This window comes from Photobacterium sp. DA100 (genome assembly GCF_029223585.1).
Taxonomy (GTDB): Bacteria; Pseudomonadota; Gammaproteobacteria; order Enterobacterales; family Vibrionaceae; genus Photobacterium.
Genome location: NZ_CP119423.1, coordinates 3,592,287 through 3,611,273, shown reverse-complemented (window position 1 = coordinate 3,611,273; position 18,987 = coordinate 3,592,287). Strand labels below are relative to the sequence as shown.

Below are 18,987 nucleotides of genomic sequence, written 5' to 3'. Positions count from 1 at the left end.
TCGTACCTGACACCTATTGTCTGCTGCCGATAATACTCCCCTTTAGGGGTAAAAACATAACCCAGATCACTTTTTTAAATGGACTGAAAACATTTGCACAGGAATGAGATCTTGCTCACAAATACTGTTAATGACTATTCCGTGCTTTATGATCAAAGATGACCAAATATGACAAAATGTGAAATTGGTGTTGGATTAACCGCAGTAGTCTTATTGTAATCAATCGTTACATTGACGCCCTATAGAAAAGAGTTGAAAAATGCCTGCCTGCTCCCAATATTAGTTATAAGCCAGAGAGATTTTGTAGTGTGGCAACTATGTGTCACAGATGAGCTCTCATTACTGCTCACCAGCAAGGGGAAAACCGTGTTTCCGATTTTACTGTTTTTGTTTATCGTTGTGCCGATTGTCGAAATAGCGCTGTTTATTCAGGTTGGTGGTTTCCTCGGTTTGTGGCCGACAATGGGGCTGGTGTTGGTTACGGCAGTAGTGGGTGCTTCGTTGGTCCGCAGCCAGGGCATCGCAACGCTGATGTCGGTGCAAAACCGCTTGCAGCAAGGGGAGTTACCGGCGCAGCAGATCGTCGAAGGGGTGATGCTGGCGGTATCAGGCGTGTTGCTGCTTACCCCGGGCTTCATGACCGACGCAATGGGTATGGCGGTGTTGCTACCGGGCCCTCGTGCGTGGCTGGCCAAGCAATTGATGAGCAGGGTCAAGGTTCACGGGGTGTCATCCGGAGCGGGGTTCAGTGCGGGGTTTGGTCCGGGCCAGGGGTTCGAGCAGCATGACCCGTTTAACCAGCAGCGTGACCCATTTGCTGGCAGTGGGCAAGAACGCCAGCAGGGGGGAGATGTGTTTGATGGTGAGTTCGAACGCAAAGATGACAACAAAAATGACGACGATTCGCCGCGACTGCATTAAGTGCACAACCAAATGAAACTATAGACATAGAAAAGACAGCCGCGGCTGTCTTTTTTTGTTAATGCTGTTCATATTTGGGGCGGGGTGTGAACGCTAGGCCTTGGAGACGGCTTGCCAGCGTCGCCGCAGCCTAACCGCATACAGATAAGCGGCCAAGCCACTGGCGGCGTTGGCCACGGCGATGCCGGCAAACAGCCCCTTGGTACCATGGAAGTAGCTGCCCAGCCAAGCTATCGGCAGCAGCAGGGCAAAGAGGCGAAACAAGTTCCATACCAAGGCATCCATCGGCCGGTGCATGGCATTGAGGGCACTGATCAGCAACATACAGACCGCTTGCAGGCCATAACTGGCCGGAACAACCACCAAATAATGCCAGAGCTGTGACTGGACCGCCGGGTCTTGACTGAACAACGAAGACAATGGCCAGCTCAGCGGCACCATCATAATGAATATCAGTAGCTGGAATAGGATGGCAAAGCGCATGGCGGTAAACAAAGCGGCAAATGCTCGCTGGGGTTTATCGGCCCCGAGGTTTTGAGCCATGAACGGCATCAACGCCGATCCCAGCGCCATCATCACGGTGATGAGAATCGACTCGATCCGCATCGCGGCACCGTAGGCGGCGACCGATGCGGTGCCTTGGACAGCCAGCAAGGCCATCAGCAGCGTCCCTGATAACGGGTTGAGTGCATTGGATAGCCCCGCGGGGGTACCAATCTGCAGGATTTGGCGCCAATCACCAGCAAGGCGTGACATTTGCGGCGGTGCGACCAGCTTCTCCCGCCGGATCAGCACATACAGTGAACCGACTAGGGCAAAGCCCCAGCTGATCCCGCTGGCAATCGCCGCCCCTTTGACACCCAGCTCAGGAAACGGGCCGAAGCCGAAGATCAACAAGGGATCGAGTGCACCATTGATCGCGCCGGCGAGGATCATGATCTTAGCGGGGGTTTTGGCATCGCCGGTGGCCCGAATCGCACTGTTGCCTGCCATCGGGATCACCAGCAGCGGAATGGCCAGATACCAGATCGACATGTAGTCGCTGATGATTGGCAGCAAGTCGGCCCGCGCCCCGATTAAGCTAAACAGTGGCTCGATGGTCAGTAAGCCCAGGGTCGAGGCGCAGAGCATCATGAGCAGTGCCAGCAGCAGGCCGTGGGTGGTGAGCCTGGCCGCACTGCGGGCATCCCCGCTGCCGAGCAGGCGGCCGATGCTGGTGGAAATCCCGACACTGATCCCCATGGTAATGCAGTTGATGGCAAAGGTGATCGGGAAGGTGAAGCTGACGGCCGCTAGTGCCTCGGTACCGAGCAGGGATATAAAAAAGGTATCGACCAGATTGAACATCAAAATCGCCACCATGCCGAAAATCATCGGTACTGTCAGGCGTTTAAGTACATCTGGGATAGGCTCGGACAGCAGCCCGTGTTTATCCGGCCGGCTGTCGTCAGCCTTGGTCATATCTGGCTTGTTGTGATCTGCCATGGTCGTCTCGGGAAAAGAATGCCCGCCTACCCTAATGCAAAGAGTGTGATCGGGCAAAAAAACTGTCAGAAAATTTTGAAAAAATAGCGTCGCAGGGCTTGGGTTCTCAAAAAAAGACCCAACATGTCTATGTATCAGAAAAAGTAAATGGCCTTTCCATTTACTTTGTTAATCGTATGGATATTACCAAAATCAGGAGAGACGACCGATGAACATTCGTCCTTTACATGACCGAGTTATCGTTGAGCGCCAAGAAGTTGAATCTAAGTCTGCTGGTGGCATCGTGCTAACAGGCTCTGCTGCTGAAAAATCAACTCGCGGTAAAGTACTGGCTGTAGGCAATGGCCGCATTCTAGAGAACGGCACGGTTCAGCCGTTGGACGTTAAAGTTGGTGATACTGTGATCTTTGCTGAAGGCTACGGCACGAAGACTGAAAAGATTGACGGTAAAGAAGTCCTGATCATGTCTGAAAACGACATCATGGCAATCGTTGAATAATCCGTTCACCTCGAATAAAGAATTAAGAAAGGAAGAAAGACATGGCTGCAAAAGACGTTAAATTTGGTAACGACGCACGTATCAAAATGCTGGAAGGTGTCAACGTTCTGGCTGACGCAGTAAAAGTAACCTTGGGCCCTAAAGGCCGTAACGTGGTACTGGACAAGTCATTCGGTGCACCGACTATCACTAAAGACGGTGTCTCCGTTGCGCGCGAAATCGAGCTGGAAGACAAGTTCCAGAACATGGGCGCACAAATGGTTAAAGAAGTTGCCTCGCAAGCGAACGACGCGGCGGGTGACGGTACAACAACTGCAACAGTACTGGCGCAGGCTATCGTAAACGAAGGCCTTAAAGCGGTTGCTGCGGGTATGAACCCAATGGATCTGAAGCGCGGTATCGACAAAGCGGTAGTGGCTGCAGTAGAAGAGCTAAAAGCACTGTCTGTTCCTTGTGCTGACACCAAAGCGATTGCTCAGGTCGGTACTATCTCTGCTAACTCTGACGCGACCGTAGGTAACATCATTGCTGAAGCAATGGAAAAAGTAGGTCGTGATGGCGTTATCACGGTTGAAGAAGGCCAGGCGCTACACGACGAGCTAGATGTGGTTGAAGGTATGCAGTTTGACCGTGGTTACCTGTCTCCTTACTTCATCAACAACCAGGAAGCGGGCAGCGTTGATCTGGAAAACCCATTCATCCTGCTTATCGACAAGAAAGTTTCTAACATCCGCGAGCTGCTACCAGCACTTGAAGGTGTGGCTAAAGCGTCTCGTCCACTGCTTATCATCGCAGAAGACGTTGAAGGTGAAGCACTGGCAACGCTAGTTGTGAACAACATGCGCGGTATCGTGAAAGTGGCTGCGGTTAAAGCTCCTGGTTTCGGTGACCGCCGTAAAGCCATGCTACAAGACATCGCGGTACTGACTGCTGGTACGGTTATTTCTGAAGAAGTGGGCCTTGAGCTGGAAAAAGTTCAGCTAGAAGATCTAGGTCAGGCGAAGCGTGTTTCTATCACTAAGGAAAACACCACTATCATCGATGGTACTGGCGAAGAAGAAATGATTGCCGGCCGCGTTGCTCAGATCCGCCAGCAAATCGAAGAAGCCACTTCAGACTACGACAAAGAGAAACTGCAAGAGCGCGTTGCGAAACTAGCAGGCGGTGTTGCAGTGATCAAAGTCGGTGCTGCGACTGAAGTGGAAATGAAAGAGAAGAAAGACCGCGTTGAAGATGCCCTACACGCAACCCGTGCAGCGGTAGAAGAAGGCGTAGTTGCTGGTGGTGGCGTTGCGCTTATCCGCGCTGCATCTAAAGTTGTAGACCTACAGGGCGACAACGAAGAGCAGAACGTAGGTATCCGTGTTGCACTACGTGCAATGGAAGCGCCTATCCGTCAAATCACCAAGAACGCCGGCGACGAAGAGTCTGTAGTTGCTAACAACGTGAAAGCGGGTGAAGCAAACTACGGCTATAACGCAGCGACTGGCGAATACGGCGACATGATCGAAATGGGTATCCTGGACCCAACAAAAGTCACCCGTTCAGCGCTGCAGTTCGCAGCTTCTGTTGCTGGCCTGATGATCACCACCGAAGCGATGGTAACAGACCTACCGCAGAAAGACGCTGGTGCAATGCCTGATATGGGCGGCATGGGCGGCATGGGTGGTATGGGCGGTATGATGTAGTGCGACGAGAGTCGCGTAGGTAGCTAGCCGAGCGGGCTACGTCCATAGTAAGCACTGACATGGTGCTTACTACCCCCCGCCGAAATAGCATTTTGAAACCCGATATTCGGGCTTTGCTTAAGCCTGAATATCGGTCTCCCTCACGGGAGTCTGATTATTCGGTATAGGTCTTAGCCTATATCCTGCATTTTGCGGATATACGTTGAAGCAGCACTTAGGTGTTGTGAGGTAACGGGAAAATTCGTGTCTTAAAAGCTTGAGCCACCTATTCGGTGCAAAGCTGTTTTCATTATTGTCTTGGCCTTAACTGAACTCGGACGGGTACAGCGAAGGGTTAGTAAGACCTATTGTTCAGCCAATAGTAGCCTAGGGATAGTGCATCTGCGGTAACGCGGTGTGCGGAGCTTCCTGACAATGTACCCCCACTTCAGTGGCTGTCATGTGCTGTAAAGCAACTGACAGGAATGCGGCCAATAGCAGGCGGCAGAGGGGCTAGGCTAGGTTATATGGTTAACGTATGTGAACTATTGATAAACACCGTCAGCCGCGACGAGCGAAAGGCTATTGATGACTCTACGTGCTTTGGTAATGCACTGGAGACTAACGCTTCGACCAAAAGGTGTATGGCCAGTTATTCCTCTTACATCTGGGAATACGCTGATATTTGTGCCATCGGTGGATAGATAGAACCTAAGTAACCTATGTAATGAAAGCGGAACTCGGAAACCCCATATTTTCGCCTTTTAGGCAGGTAACCTGTGAGGGGAGCTGTTGGATGTATGGGAATAGGAGAGCAGAAAAAGCTAACGCCACCTTGTAATGAGCTGGATAAGGAATCAACGTATTCCTACCGGAAACGGTGCTGACGTCTGCTTGGTCTTTAATCGCGTGAAAGCAGGTAAGTTCTTAATTCACGTTGTATGAGTTATTGAAAACCATAGGGTAATCAAAGCCCTATGGGCTTAGTGCACCTTGTGATGTTTCATTTCTGATGTTTATGGAGGAAAGCAAGGTGCATACTTTAGCGCAAGTTAAAGTATCTGCATCCTCCCATCAAGCGGAGCAATGGCACAGTATTAACTGGGAGCTTATGCACCGTTCGGTGAGAGGACTACAGGTACGAATCGCGAAAGCAACGGAAAAGTCTGATTGGCGTAAGGTCAAACGGCTTCAAAGGATGTTAACCCGATCATTTGCCGCCAAAGCACTTGCCGTAAGGCGTGTTACTGAAAACCGTGGTAAATCGACCCCGGGAGTTGACGGAGAAACATGGAGTAACCCAAAGGACAAATGGAACGCGATAGATAGACTAGAGCGAAAAGGCTATAAGCCTAGACCACTCAAAAGAGTCTATATACCCAAAGCCAATGGCAAACTAAGGCCGTTAGGAATACCGACGATGCTTGATAGGGCAATGCAAGCTCTGTACTTGTTAGCTCTTGAGCCTGTATCGGAAACAACAGCGGATCGTAATAGTTATGGTTTTCGCCCTAATCGCTCATGCGCTGATGCTATCGAGCAATGCTTCGTGAATCTCAGCCGAAAATCTAGCGCCCAGTGGGTGCTAGAGGGAGATATAAAAGGGTGCTTCGACCATATAAGCCATGATTGGCTTATTGCCAACATTCCTATTGATAAGGTTGTACTTAGGAAATGGTTGAAATCTGGATTCATGCAGTCTGGAAAGTTAAATCCAACAGAGGCTGGTACACCACAAGGAGGAATTATCTCTCCTGTACTGGCTAATATGGCGTTGGATGGCTTGGAAGCGGTGCTCGAATCCCATTTCGGGAAGAAGAACACCAAAGCGAGCTATAAAACCAAGGTCAATTATGTGCGTTACGCAGATGATTTCATTATTACCGGTATCTCTAAAGAGTTGCTGGTAGAGGACGTTCTACCTGTTGTGAAAGCCTTTATGGCCGAACGAGGGCTGGAACTTTCAAATGAGAAAACTGTAATTACACACATTGATGAAGGGTTCGATTTTCTAGGACAGAATTTGCGTAAATACGATGGCAAGATGTTGATTAAGCCATCAAAAAGAAACGTGAAGGTATTTCTGAAAAGCATACGTGACTACCTTAACAGCCATAAAACAGTTCCGGCTAAAGCAGTAATAGCCAAACTGAATCCCATGATTAAAGGGTGGTGTAATTACCATCGTTGGGTATGTGCTAGCGAGACGTTTAAGTATGTGGACTACAGAATTTGGAAAATGCTTTGGCAATGGTGCAAGCGCATCCACCTCAATCGCCGTAAACGCTGGATTAAAAGTAAGTACTTTAAGAAAGCAGGTGATAGGAACTGGGTATTCAGTGCTCCTCGGCCAATAGGGGAAGATGGTCACTATCGGTTGCTAAGTGCAGCAAAAGTGAAAGTTGATAAACATGTGAAGATTCGGGCGACAGCTAACTGTTATCTACCTGAAGATGAACAATATTTTGAGAAACGGAAGGTACAGAGGCTGAAAAGGTCTCTGGTCGGTAGCATGAAGCTCTGGAGACTTGTCGAAAGGCAAGACTTCAAATGCGCTGTATGTCATCAGCAGTTCAATTCGAAAGAAGAGTGGGATGTACACCACATAATCCGCAGAGTTGATGGTGGCTCGGATAGAAATGAAAACCTGATGGTGTTGCACGTTAATTGTCATCGACAATTACATAGTGCGTTGCTGGCTTGTACTTAAGTGCAGGCTTATGAAGGCTTGAGCCGTATGCGGGGAAACTCGCACGTACGGTTCTTAGGGGGCGGTGGCGCAGTAATGCGTCGCTGCTACCCGACATAACCCCTATCTCACTGAGATAACTGTAAAATTTGAAAACGGAGGCGAAAGCCTCCGTTTTTTTATAGCTGGGAAAAGGCAATATCACCTTGTAGGGACGCATTTTTCCCATGATGAGCTTGCCAGGGAAAAAGCTCAGAAAGCTGTACGCAACATATGTTGTTTTATATCAACAACTTAATGGTGCTTGGGGTGTCTTGGATGAATAGGCTTGATTGCGTGCTGCTTTTTGGTGCCTAAAGGTGAAAAAGCTGAACGCATCATGCCTGAGGGGAGGGGGAAGCGATGAGGCCACTTGAGCGTTAGTGTTTAATGCCAAAAGGCATAGCAATTATCCTGCCTAAGCTCAACTGGTAAAAAGCCAGAAAAGCTGCACATTAATTAAGTCTTTTTATATCAATGCCTTATCTGTGTTGTTTGACGGGTTTTTCCGGTGCCTGGTCTTGCTCTGTTTTTAGCTGTTATTTCAACTGAAAGCTGTACATGAAAAAGCGGCTTTTTCCCGTCTTTCTGCCGGAAAATGGCTAAACCAGCAGAACTGAGTTTGTCAGGGAAAAAGCCGAAAAAGCTGAACACTTATTTATCTGTTATAAATCAGCGTCTTAGTATTGGTGTGGGAGGTTTTAGATATAGGTGGCCAAATTGCTCACCAAAAAGCAGTATTTAAGCCTGAACGCTGTACCTTCTGATTGGCTGCGACGCCTTGTTGTGTGATAAAGGTTCTCGCTCGGTTATTTGCCTCTGCGACGGACTCGTCCATTTTATCCATTGTTATTTGTCTTCATCAGGCTTTTCCTCCCCCTCCTGATGGTGGCGCTTTACCTTCTTCCGCTGGCGGCGGTCGCTTAAGTGGGCGTGGACACCTTTGCGTAAGAAGCGCAGACTGTTTTCCAGCTTGTCGACCCCTAATAAGATAGAGACGACGATACCGGTCATGAGCACTGCAGTTTGACCATAGCCCAAACCGATGGTGATCCCGAGGGCGGCCAGCATCCAGACGACTGCCGCTGAAGTGACTCCATGGATTTGGCCGTCCCGGGTCATCATTACCCCGGCGCCGAGAAAGCCGATGCCGGTGATCACTTGTGCCATCACCCGGGAAATGTCGGCATTGTTACTTGATAAAGTCTCACCCAGGGTAATGAAAAAGTAGGTTCCCATGATTATTAAGGTTGAGGTGCGGATCCCGACCGGTTTTCCCCGTACTTGGCGTTCTGCCCCGATAACGGCGCCACAGATGGCACATTGTAAAAGGGCCGGCCAGGCAAAAGGCGTGATATCAAGCCATATCATGGCTGTTGCTCCTTGATTCTGTAAGATGATGAAAAAAAGCAGCCCGGGGGCTGCTTCTTGTCTTGTATGTGTCTTCTGGCCAAGCAGGCGAAGGGCGTCACTACTGGTGCGAGTTGCGGCGACGGCTGCGTTTGCCCGCATGCTTTTCGATGTATTCGACAATCATCCCGGCGATATCTTTGCCGGTTGCCCCTTCAATCCCTTCTAGGCCCGGGGATGAGTTCACTTCCATGACCAGAGGGCCGCGCTTGGAGCGCAGTAAATCGACACCGGCAACGCTCAGCCCCATGGCCTTGGCCGCCGCCACGGCGGTTTTTCGCTCTTCCGGTGTAATGCGGATTAATGATGCACTGCCACCGCGGTGCAGGTTGGAGCGGAACTCGCCCTCTGCGCCCTGGCGTTTCATCGCGGCAATCACTTTGTCGCCGATAACAAAACAACGGATATCGGCACCACCGGCTTCCTCGATAAATTCTTGCACCATGATGTTGGCTTTAAGCCCCATGAAGGCTTCGATCACGCTCTCGGCAGCCTTCTGGGTTTCGGCCAGTACCACCCCAATACCCTGGGTGCCTTCCAGCAGCTTGATCACCAGCGGGGCACCGCCCACCATCTTGATCAGATCCGGCACATCGTCAGGTTTGCTGGCAAAGCCGGTAATAGGCATGCCAACCCCTTTGCGGCTGAGTAACTGCAGCGAGCGCAGCTTGTCCCGAGAACGTGAAATGGCAATGGACTGGTTCACCGAGAACACATCCATCATTTCGAACTGACGCAGTACCGAGCAGCCGTAAAATGTAATATCCGCCCCAATGCGCGGAATAATGGCATCAAAGCCAGTCAGATCCTGGCCTTCGAAGTGAATCGATGGCTTGACCGAGTTGATATTCATATAGCAACGCAAGGCGTTGATGATTACAGCTTCATGGCCGCGCTGCTCAATGGCTTCGCGCAGGCGGCGGGTTGAGTACAGGTTTTCGTTCTGGGAGAGAATGCCAATTTTCATTGCGTTACTCATAAATAAGGTGATGGATTGCCTGCAGGGCGTGAAGTTTGGCTGCCTTTCTCGCCTGCAGATCGGAGCGCGACTATGCGCTTCCTTGGTCTAAAAAGCGAGCGATTTGACGATGATCTTTTTTGATTGTGTTCATCAAATAATTTGCTCGTTTTTTAATAAATGGCCTATCATGTGCGTCTTGCCTGGTTCGGGTTTTCTTGCTGAAAAGCTTGAAAAGCTGCACGCTCATATAAACTCTTTATTATCAGTTTCTTATCTCGACTGTTTTGATTGTGACATGATAATTCAAAAGCTTGTTCAGGTTTTATCTGTACGTAGGGTGGTTTGCTGAACATTTTGGGGTGGTTGACCGCAAACATCTACCTTTCGGCTTGCTCTGAGCTTGCTGGTGAAAAAGCTTAAAAAGCTGCACATAATAAATTCATTTAAAAACAGTTATTTATGTTGCTGTTGTTCAGTGTTGATTTGATGTTTGGGGTTGTTCACCTAAAAGGTGGTAACTTGGCTTTTTGTTGTACAGGTAAGGCTGGCAGGATTATCTGCAGTGCCGATTTGCACTGCAGAGCTGAGGGAAGAGGAAAGAAATCCGGTGCAGGACGAGCTACTCGAGGTGCAAGTCCAGCGGGGTTTTGCTGCGGCGGCCGCCGATTTCGCGGGTGAGCTTTGGTACTAAGTAGCCGGAAACATTCTCCATTAGGCCTGCCATCAGCTGGCGGGCGGTGTGGTCGTCGACCATGAAGTGCGCTGCGCCTTGGACTCTGTCCAATACATGGAGGTAGTAGGGCAGGATACCGGCATCAAACAGCGCTTCGCTGAGCTTGGTCTGGGCCTCGACGGTGTCGTTGACACCTTTGAGCAGCACCCCCTGGTTAAGCAGGGTAACATTGGCCTGCTTAAGTGCCTGCATCGCCTGTTTCAACTCACCATTGATTTCATTGGCATGGTTGATATGCGTCACTAAAACGGTTTGCAGGCGAGTCTCTGCCAATCTCTGGCACAGCTCCGGGGTGATCCGTGCGGGTAGCACCACCGGCAAGCGTGAGTGGATGCGGAGCCGCTTGATATGCGGAATAGCCGCGATAGCGTCGATCAGCCAGGCCATCTCGCTGTCCTTGGCCATCAGCGGATCGCCGCCTGAGAGGATGATTTCATTGATCTCTGGCTGGTCGGCGACATAGTCCAGAGCGATCTGCCAGTTGCGCTTGCCGCCCTGATTATTCTGGTAGGGGAAGTGACGACGGAAGCAATAGCGGCAATTGACCGCGCAGCCGCCTTTGACAATCATCAGGGCCCGGTTCTTGTACTTGTGCAGCAGGCCGGGAATGGCGTTGTCCTGCTCGTCGAGTGGGTCCTGCGAGTACCCGGGGTGAACCTCGAACTCTTCCGCCAGAGGCAGAACCTGTCGCAATAACGGGTCGTGGGGGTTGCCAACTTCCATTCTATCGACAAAGCTCATAGGGACACGCAGCGCAAATAATTTCCGGGCCGCCAAGCCTTCTGCCCATGGGGTGGGATCGATTTTCAGGCTATTTAGCAGTTGAATCGGATCAGAAATCGCATTAGCAAGATCATTCAGCCAGTTTTGCTCAACAGATGAGGCGTTTCGGGTTATTATGTGCGGCATTAACTACAACTCGAAGATGTTAAGAGGATAAAAATGGCGTCTTTCAGCACCAATGAATTCCGCGGCGGAATGAAAATTATGCTAGATAATGAACCATGTGTCATTATCGAAAACGAATTTGTTAAGCCAGGCAAAGGCCAGGCGTTCAACCGCGTTAAAATCCGTAAGCTGCTTTCAGGCAAGGTACTGGAGAAGACTTTCAAGTCTGGTGAAAGCGTTGAAGCTGCAGACGTAATCGATACTGATCTTGATTACCTATACAACGACGGTGAGTTCTACCACTTCATGAACAGCGAAACGTTCGAGCAGATCGCTGCAGACGCGAAAGCGGTAGGCGACAACGCGAAGTGGTTGGTAGAAAACGACTCGTGCACGCTGACACTTTGGAACGGCAACCCAATCGCTGTGACTCCACCGAACTTCGTAGAGCTTGAAGTGACTGAAACAGACCCAGGCCTGAAAGGCGATACCCAGGGTACAGGTGGTAAGCCAGCAACGCTATCAACAGGCGCAGTGGTACGTGTACCTCTATTCATCGCTATCGGTGAAGTGATCAAGGTCGATACCCGTTCAGCTGAATACGTTGGCCGTGTGAAGTAATTCGCTTCCGGTTGTAACAAAGAGGTCGCCTATTGGCGGCCTTTTTTGTTTTTAAACAATCACTTCTCACTCATTTTGTCACACTTTTTGACCTGTGCCGGATTTAGCATGATGGGGGCAATGTTTTGCTTTTATTGCTATCTGTTATTAATTACCCTGAATCATACAATGGAATAATAACAACGTTGGTTTAGGGAATATGGATTTTAAGCCCCAGGCGCAGCAAGCGCTCAAGAACAAAGTATCATTACCCGTTGTCGGCGGGATCCTGGGCGCGGCAGCGCTCTTCGGTCTGGTCAATAATTCCGTGCTTATGACGGATGCAGGGTATACCTACGTACATCAGAATAACCTGACCGGTGATCTGGATGTATTCAACCAGCCCGGTATCCATTTTAGGATGCCGTTCCTGTCGAAAATCACCAAGTATGATCAGGTGATCACTGTCTCCTACGGCAATACCACCGGCGAGGACTTCTACCAGCGCCTACCGGCTATCCAAGTACGCTTTGCCGATACCTATGTCGGGGAAATCCCGGTGACTTTCCGCTTCAAGTTGTCGCAAGATCCGGAGTCGATTATCAAGATGCACCGGGAGTTCAGGAATAACAGCAACCTGATTGATGCCCTGCTGGTGAAAAACGCCCGTAACGTCACGGTGATAACAGCCACTCAGTATACCGGTGAGGAGTTCTTCCAGGGCGGTTTGAACCAGTTCAAGTCCAAGCTGGGCGATCAGCTGCGTGACGGTATCTACATGACCGAGCGCCGCCAGGTCGAGGTGGAGCAGATCGATCTCGCACCAGTCGGGGTCAACCAGACTAACTCCAACCAACTCCAGCGCACCCAGCAGCTGGTATGGAAGACGGTGCCGATGCTTGATGCACAAGGCAACCCGAAGCGGCAAGACAATCCGCTGCGCCAGTACGGTATCGCCGTCACCCAGGTGACTATCGGTGATCCCAAGCCCGAGGGGCAGCTGGACAAGCTGCTGACCGACAAGAAGCGCCTGGTAGCCGATCGCATCCGGGCTATCCAGGAGCAGGAAACCTCGAAAGCCCAGGCGGAGACCGAGCAGCTACGCAAGGAAATCCAGCGCACCCGTGAAGTGCAGGATGCCCAGCGCAACAAGGAGCTGGCCATCATCGCCCAGCAGAAAGAGGTCGAGGTGGCACGCCAGATCGCTGAGCGTGAGATTGTCGAGGTCGAGAAGAACAAGCGACTGGCGGAAGTCGATAAGGAAAAGGAGCTGGCGATTGCCGAGGCCAACCTGGCAATCCAGAAAGCCAATGCCCTGTCGGCTGAGTATGAAGCCAAGGCCATTCTTGCCAAAGGGCGGGCTGAGGCGGAAATCCTCAAGGCCAAATACGATGCCTATGGTGCCAACCGCGATGTTTATCTGGCTGAGTTGAACCGTGATGTGTCAACTGCCTTGTACAATAACCTGAAGAACTTCCAAGTGGAGATGCCGAAGAACTACTTTGGCGGCGAGGGCGGCAAGATGACGACCAATCTCGATGTGATCACCGGTTTTGGTGCCTTGGGGATCTTGGAGCAGAACGAGAAACTGGCCAACCAGGCCAAGGAGTAGCAATCCGCAGGTATAAAAAAAGCACCGCTAGGCGGTGCTTTTTTCGTTTCGTATCACGATTAGATCATGAAGACGAAAATAACAGCTAGGGCAGATACAAGGAATGCGGCTGCGTAGCATGCTACTTTACCTGCCACACCAGTGTGGAATTTCAGGTCATGCATACCGTGGTGCAGACGGTGCATCGCGTGCCACATTGGCAGAGCCAAGGTCGCGATAGTAAATAGAGCACCGATGATACTGGTCACGAAGCCAGAAACGCGCTCGTAGCTCATTGCTTCAGCGTCTAGCATACCTAGTGGGACCATGATACCCAGTACCAGTACAGTCACAGGTGTTAGCATTGCAAACCAAGTACCGCCAGCACCGAACAGACCCCACCATACTGGTTCGTCAGAACGTTTAGGATTTAGATTAACCACGTGGCTCTCCTTAAACTAGAACTAGTACGAACAGTGAAATTGCAGCAACCGCAGCCCACTGAGATAGAACAACAACTTTCTTGTCCAGCGTTTTGCCTTTCAGTTTGATAGGCATAACCTGAGGCATCATGCTGAAGAAAGTCTGAGCGTGGAACAGGCTACCCAACAGTGCCAGCACGTTCAGGATAACAACGACTGGGTTCGCCATGAACTCAAGCCAGCCCGCCCATGCTTCAGGGCCTTTCACTAGGCTACCTAGACCGAAAGTCAGGCAGATAGTGAAGAAGATCAGTGGTAGTACAGTTGCTTCACGAACCATGTAGAAGCGGTAGAAAGGATGATCCTTCCACCAAGTGCGCTTCATTTCGCGAACGTAAGGTTTACGATTGCTCATCCTTATGCCTCCTGAGGTTTCATCATGGCGATAACGAAATCTTTAGAAGATTCCACTTTGCCTTGGTTAACCGCTGCTGCTGGATCTACGCTCTTCGGACAAACTTCAGAACAGTAACCAACAAACGTACAGCCCCATGCACCGTTTTCACCGTTGATCAGCTTCATACGCTCATCAGCGCCGTTATCACGGCTGTCTAGGTTGTAGCGGTGCGCTAGGGTTAGTGCTGCAGGGCCGATGAACTCAGGGTTCAGACCGAACTGAGGACATGCTGCGTAGCATAGGCCACAGTTGATACAACCTGCAAACTGCTTGTACTTCGCCATTTGCTCTGGCGTCTGGTTGTTTGGACCGTCTTCTGGCTTGCGATCGTTGCCAATGATGTATGGCTTGATTGCTTCTAGGCGCTCGATGAACGGCGTCATGTCAACAATCAGGTCTTTTTCGATAGCAAAGTTAGACAGTGCTTCGATTTTCAGGCCGTTCGGGTAGTCACGCAGGAAGGTCTTACAGGCCAGTTTTGGCACCTTGTTGACCATCATGCCGCAAGAACCACAGATTGCCATACGGCAAGACCAGCGGTAAGCCAGATCTTTGTCTAGGTTGTCCTTGATGTAACCCAGTGCATCAAGCACAGACATGGTTTCGTTAAACGGTACTTCGAACATTTCGAAGTAAGGTTCTGCATCTTTCGCTGGGTCATAACGCAGAATTTCTACTTTTTGGATGCGATTGTCTGACATTACGCCTGCTCCCCTTTCTTCGCTGCCGCTTCGGCTGCTTCTTTCGCTGCCGCTTCTTCTGCCGCTGCACCGTATAGACGGGCTTTTGGCTGAGACTTGGTGATTGTTACGTCGCTGTACTCGATACGAGGTGCGTCGTCACCGTTGTAGAACGCCAGTGTGTGTTTCAGGAAGTTCACGTCATCACGCTCAGTGCAGCCTTCGTCAAGACGCTGGTGCGCACCGCGAGACTCTTTACGCTGAATCGCAGAGTGAGCCATGGCTTCAGCAACTTCAAGGCCGTAACCGACTTCGATTGCGTATAGTAGATCCGTGTTGAAGACCTTGCCTTTGTCTTTGATGCTGATGTTCTTGAAGCGAGCACGCAGTTCGGCTAGCTTGTCGATAGTTGCCTGCATCAGATCTTCTTGGCGGTAGATACCACAACCGGCTTCCATGGTGTGACCCATTTCAGTACGGATATCAGCCCAGTTCTCGTCACCTTCTTGTGCCATCAGGGCATCAATGCGGTCCTGAACTGCTTGGATCTGCTCAGCGATAGCTGCGTCGTTCCAGCCTTTGAATTCTTCAGCGCGTTTTGCCGCACCTTCGCCCGCTAGGCGACCGAATACCACAAGCTCAGCAAGCGAGTTAGAGCCTAGGCGGTTTGCGCCGTGTAGGCCAACAGATGAACACTCACCAACGGCGAATAGGCCCTTGATACGTGTTTCGTTGTGCTTGTCCGTCTCGATACCACCCATGGTGTAGTGAACGGTTGGGCGGATTGGGATTGGCTCTTTGGCAGGGTCAACGTTAACGTAAGCTTTTGCCAGCTCACAGATGAACGGTAGACGCTCGTGCAGGTAATCTTCACCTAGGTGGCGAAGGTCAAGGTGTACCACATCACCTAGTGGGTGCTTGATGGTGTTGCCTTTCTGCAGCTCGTGCCAGAATGCCTGAGAAACTTTGTCACGAGGACCGAGTTCCATGTATTTGTTCTTTGGCTGGCCAACTGGTGTCTCAGGGCCCATACCGTAGTCCTGTAGGTAACGGTAGCCATTCTTGTTGACGATGATGCCGCCCTCACCACGACAACCTTCGGTCATCAGGATACCGGTGCCTGGAAGGCCGGTTGGGTGGTACTGAACGAATTCCATGTCACGTAGAGGGATACCGTGGCGGAAGGCCATTGCCATACCGTCACCAGTTACGATACCGCCGTTGGTGTTACAGTTGTAAACGCGGCCGGCGCCACCTGTTGCAAGAACAACAGATTTTGCTTTAATGCAAATCAACTCACCTTCAGCCATGTGGATAGCCACAAGACCCTGCACTTCACCTTCTTCAACCAGTAGGTCTACAACAAAGTATTCGTCGAATCGCTTGATCTGATCGTATTTGATAGACGTCTGGAACAGAGTGTGCAGCATGTGGAAGCCGGTTTTATCCGCGGCAAACCATGTGCGCTCAACCTTCATACCACCGAAGCGGCGTACGTTCACGTCACCATTTTCTTTACGGCTCCACGGACAACCCCATTGCTCTAGCTGGGTCATTTCGCGGGTCGCGTTTTCTACGAAATATTCAACAACGTCCTGTTCACATAGCCAGTCACCACCGCCAACGGTGTCGTTGAAGTGGTTGTCCAAGCTATCCTCATCCTTGATGACGGCAGCGGAGCCACCCTCTGCAGCTACAGTGTGAGAGCGCATTGGGTAAACTTTAGAAATAAGAGCAATTTCCAAGTCTGGGTTTGCTTCTGCAGCAGCGATGGCAGTACGAAGACCTGCACCACCTGCGCCGATTACAGCGATATCTGTGGTAATTGTTTTCACAGCTATCCTCCGGAGGTAAGACGATAAAATTTAAAAAAGTACGCCTGAGCGTACTTAACCTTGAAATCCTAGAGGCATTCTATGAAACAATATCGATAGAAAATTTGATTTAGACGCAGCTTTTTAAATGAAATAGCCCAAAAGTATAAGGGGATTACAGGAAGTGTGATTATTGTCACAATTTGTAATGTTTTATGGTTGTTAATTAAACGAAATAAAATGTGTGATTTGTTTCTGGCTCATTAATGGTGTGTTTCGGGCTTTCTTGCTAAGTGGCTAATAAAGAACAGTTTATTCGGCTGGCAAATGTTTGCTTTGCTAGTGAATGTTGTTTTAATGCGACTCTTGTGGCTATTTTGTTACGGTGGTATTTCTTATTGTGGGTTGTTTTGCGAACGGTTTGATAGCTTGCTGATCATGAATTTTCATAATATTTCATATTCTATTCTCCCTTAACTGTTCGCTCTCGCTCGGCGGCGAATAGCACTGTGAGCGGGTGGGGAATGGGGTAAAATAGCGCTTCAATCCACCTAATAACTGTTGATGATTTCAGGCTATGACTACCCACTGGCAACCTACAGCCCCTCTCGGCCGCCTCAAGCAACGAGCGGCGATCCTGGCGGCGATCCGCGATTTCTTCACCCTGCGTGAGGTAATGGAAGTCGATACCCCGGCGATGAGCCAGGCAACGGTGACCGACATCCATCTCCACACCTTCCAGACGACCTTTGTCGGCCCGGGTTATGCCGACGGTCAGCAGCTATACCTGATGACCAGCCCTGAGTTCCATATGAAGCGGCTGCTGGCCGCGGGTAGCGGGCCTATCTATCAGATTTGCAAATCGTTTCGTAACGAAGAATCTGGCCGCTTTCACAATCCGGAATTTACTATGCTGGAGTGGTACCGGCCTGGCTTTGATCATCATGCTCTTATGGATGAGATGGATGACTTGCTGCAATTGGTACTGAAATGCGACGAAGCCGAGCGGATGACCTACCAGCAGGCCTTTGTTGACGTGCTGGGGGTCTGCCCGTTGGAAGGCAGCATGGCCGAGCTAAAGGTCGTCGCTGCCGGGTTGGGGCTGGCCGATATTGCCGAGCCTGAGCAGGATCGCGATACTTTGCTGCAGCTGCTGTTCAGCGTGGGGGTCGAACCGAAGATTGGTCAGCAAACGCCGGCTTTTGTCTATGATTTTCCGGCCTCGCAGGCAGCACTGGCCCAGATCAACCCACTGGATAGTCGGGTTGCCGAGCGCTTCGAGGTGTACTTCAAGGGCGTTGAGCTGGCCAATGGCTTCCACGAGCTGTCCGATGGCGATGAGCAAATGTCCCGCTTTGAGGCTGATAACCGTAAGCGCCAAGAAATGGGGTTGTCCCCGCAGCCTATCGATATGCACTTGGTCGAAGCGCTGCGCGCTGGGTTCCCGGATTGCGCCGGTGTTGCCCTCGGGGTGGATCGTTTGATCATGCTGTCGTTGGGGGTGGATCACATTGATCAAGTCAGTGCGTTTCCGATCACTATCGCCTGATCGCTGATCTTGAGGGCTGGCGAGGAAGGCTCGCTACTTGGTGAGTCGCTGGACCAATGAGCCGCGCGGCAAGATTGCCGCGCGGTTTGTTTCTGCTGACCGAAAAGGTTCATACCCCTGGTGGCAGGAGGGTATCGCTGCCGCGGCCAATCAAGCTGGGGGAACAGCCAGTATTATGCGGACTATCGTATCTCTCGTTGTGGTGTCGTCGCAGGGGCGGATTCCAAGGCGCCTTAACCAAACAGGTCAAAGCATAATCAAACTTCCATTCAAATGCAAATAATTATCACTTGTGATTAGTGCGCCAGTATCATCATGGTACTCAGCACTGCGATTACGGCACCAAGCCAGGCAGCTGTAGGTGGCCGCTGCCTTGTGTGTAGCCATAAAAGTGGCAGGATCATGATCGGCGAGGTTGAGGAAAGCAGAGCCAGCCATTCGTAGTTCATGCTTATCCTTGAATCGTGTGGCGATATCCTTATTGGTAAAGGGGATCTTGCGGGATATCCGCAATGGGACGCAAGGAGATTGTCGGATAAGGGCTTTGGCCAGCGGGAAAAAATACGGGAAATGCCGGCGCGT

The 18,987-nt window shown here is 50.7% G+C and carries 16 protein-coding genes; 7 read left to right on the top strand and 9 right to left on the bottom strand.

The window, feature by feature from the left end:
- Positions 1-366: 366 nt before the first annotated feature.
- On the top strand, positions 367-921 hold the full coding sequence (locus PTW35_RS16475; protein ID WP_281025876.1) for an FxsA family protein: 555 nt from the start codon (positions 367-369) through the stop codon (positions 919-921).
- Positions 922-1,014: 93 nt separating this feature from the next.
- Here PTW35_RS16475 and PTW35_RS16470 read toward each other — a convergent pair whose 3' ends face one another.
- On the bottom strand, positions 1,015-2,406 hold the full coding sequence (locus tag PTW35_RS16470; RefSeq protein ID WP_281025875.1) for an MATE family efflux transporter: 1,392 nt from the start codon (positions 2,404-2,406) through the stop codon (positions 1,015-1,017).
- A 208-nt stretch (positions 2,407-2,614) separates the two neighbouring features.
- Here PTW35_RS16470 and PTW35_RS16465 point away from each other — a divergent pair, with 208 nt between their 5' ends.
- From PTW35_RS16465 to ltrA, 3 genes are all read left to right on the top strand, one after another.
- Positions 2,615-2,905 (top strand): co-chaperone GroES, encoded by a 291-nt coding sequence (locus PTW35_RS16465; protein WP_036832752.1) that lies wholly within the window; start codon positions 2,615-2,617, stop codon positions 2,903-2,905.
- A 41-nt stretch (positions 2,906-2,946) separates the two neighbouring features.
- Positions 2,947-4,593, top strand: coding sequence for a chaperonin GroEL (gene groL, locus PTW35_RS16460; RefSeq protein ID WP_281025874.1), 1,647 nt, complete (start codon positions 2,947-2,949; stop codon positions 4,591-4,593).
- A 1,012-nt stretch (positions 4,594-5,605) separates the two neighbouring features.
- Positions 5,606-7,282 carry a group II intron reverse transcriptase/maturase gene (ltrA, locus tag PTW35_RS16455; protein WP_281025873.1) on the top strand — a complete coding sequence of 559 codons (1,677 nt, stop codon included), beginning with the start codon at positions 5,606-5,608 and terminating at the stop codon, positions 7,280-7,282.
- An 867-nt stretch (positions 7,283-8,149) separates the two neighbouring features.
- Here ltrA and PTW35_RS16450 read toward each other — a convergent pair.
- From PTW35_RS16450 to epmB, 3 genes are all read right to left on the bottom strand, one after another.
- Complete coding sequence (locus tag PTW35_RS16450) at positions 8,150-8,671, bottom strand: MgtC/SapB family protein (protein ID WP_281025872.1); 522 nt, start codon at positions 8,669-8,671, stop codon at positions 8,150-8,152.
- 100 nt (positions 8,672-8,771) lie between these two features.
- On the bottom strand, positions 8,772-9,677 hold the full coding sequence (rimK, locus tag PTW35_RS16445) for a 30S ribosomal protein S6--L-glutamate ligase (RefSeq protein ID WP_281025871.1): 906 nt from the start codon (positions 9,675-9,677) through the stop codon (positions 8,772-8,774).
- Between the two features lie 613 nt (positions 9,678-10,290).
- Positions 10,291-11,313, bottom strand: coding sequence for an EF-P beta-lysylation protein EpmB (gene epmB, locus PTW35_RS16440; RefSeq protein ID WP_281025870.1), 1,023 nt, complete (start codon positions 11,311-11,313; stop codon positions 10,291-10,293).
- A gap of 33 nt (positions 11,314-11,346) precedes the next feature.
- Here epmB and efp point away from each other — a divergent pair, with 33 nt between their 5' ends.
- Positions 11,347-11,913 (top strand): elongation factor P, encoded by a 567-nt coding sequence (gene efp / locus PTW35_RS16435; RefSeq protein ID WP_039459773.1) that lies wholly within the window; start codon positions 11,347-11,349, stop codon positions 11,911-11,913.
- Positions 11,914-12,112: 199 nt separating this feature from the next.
- The gene (locus PTW35_RS16430; RefSeq protein WP_348637726.1) at positions 12,113-13,504 is read left to right on the top strand and encodes an SPFH domain-containing protein; all 1,392 of its coding nucleotides are present in this window, start codon (positions 12,113-12,115) and stop codon (positions 13,502-13,504) included.
- Between the two features lie 59 nt (positions 13,505-13,563).
- Here PTW35_RS16430 and frdD read toward each other — a convergent pair whose 3' ends face one another.
- From frdD to frdA, 4 genes are read right to left on the bottom strand one after another with little or no spacing between them, the layout of a single operon-like run.
- A complete protein-coding gene (gene frdD, locus PTW35_RS16425) occupies positions 13,564-13,926 on the bottom strand; it encodes a fumarate reductase subunit FrdD (RefSeq protein WP_281025869.1) in 363 nt (120 codons plus the stop codon).
- Between the two features lie 10 nt (positions 13,927-13,936).
- Entirely contained in the window at positions 13,937-14,320 is a 384-nt protein-coding gene (gene frdC / locus PTW35_RS16420) for a fumarate reductase subunit FrdC (protein WP_039458941.1), read from the bottom strand.
- 2 nt (positions 14,321-14,322) lie between these two features.
- The gene (locus PTW35_RS16415) at positions 14,323-15,063 is read right to left on the bottom strand and encodes a succinate dehydrogenase/fumarate reductase iron-sulfur subunit (RefSeq protein ID WP_281025868.1); all 741 of its coding nucleotides are present in this window, start codon (positions 15,061-15,063) and stop codon (positions 14,323-14,325) included.
- Complete coding sequence (gene frdA / locus PTW35_RS16410) at positions 15,063-16,877, bottom strand: fumarate reductase (quinol) flavoprotein subunit (RefSeq protein WP_281025867.1); 1,815 nt, start codon at positions 16,875-16,877, stop codon at positions 15,063-15,065. The genes PTW35_RS16415 and frdA overlap by 1 nt, the downstream gene beginning before the upstream one ends.
- Before the next feature lie 556 nt (positions 16,878-17,433).
- Between frdA and epmA the strand changes: the two genes are divergently transcribed.
- Positions 17,434-18,405 (top strand): elongation factor P--(R)-beta-lysine ligase, encoded by a 972-nt coding sequence (gene epmA / locus PTW35_RS16405; RefSeq protein WP_281025866.1) that lies wholly within the window; start codon positions 17,434-17,436, stop codon positions 18,403-18,405.
- A gap of 296 nt (positions 18,406-18,701) precedes the next feature.
- Here the strand turns inward: epmA and PTW35_RS16400 are convergent, their stop codons facing one another.
- Positions 18,702-18,854, bottom strand: coding sequence for a hypothetical protein (locus tag PTW35_RS16400; protein ID WP_281025865.1), 153 nt, complete (start codon positions 18,852-18,854; stop codon positions 18,702-18,704).
- Positions 18,855-18,987: the final 133 nt, after the last annotated feature.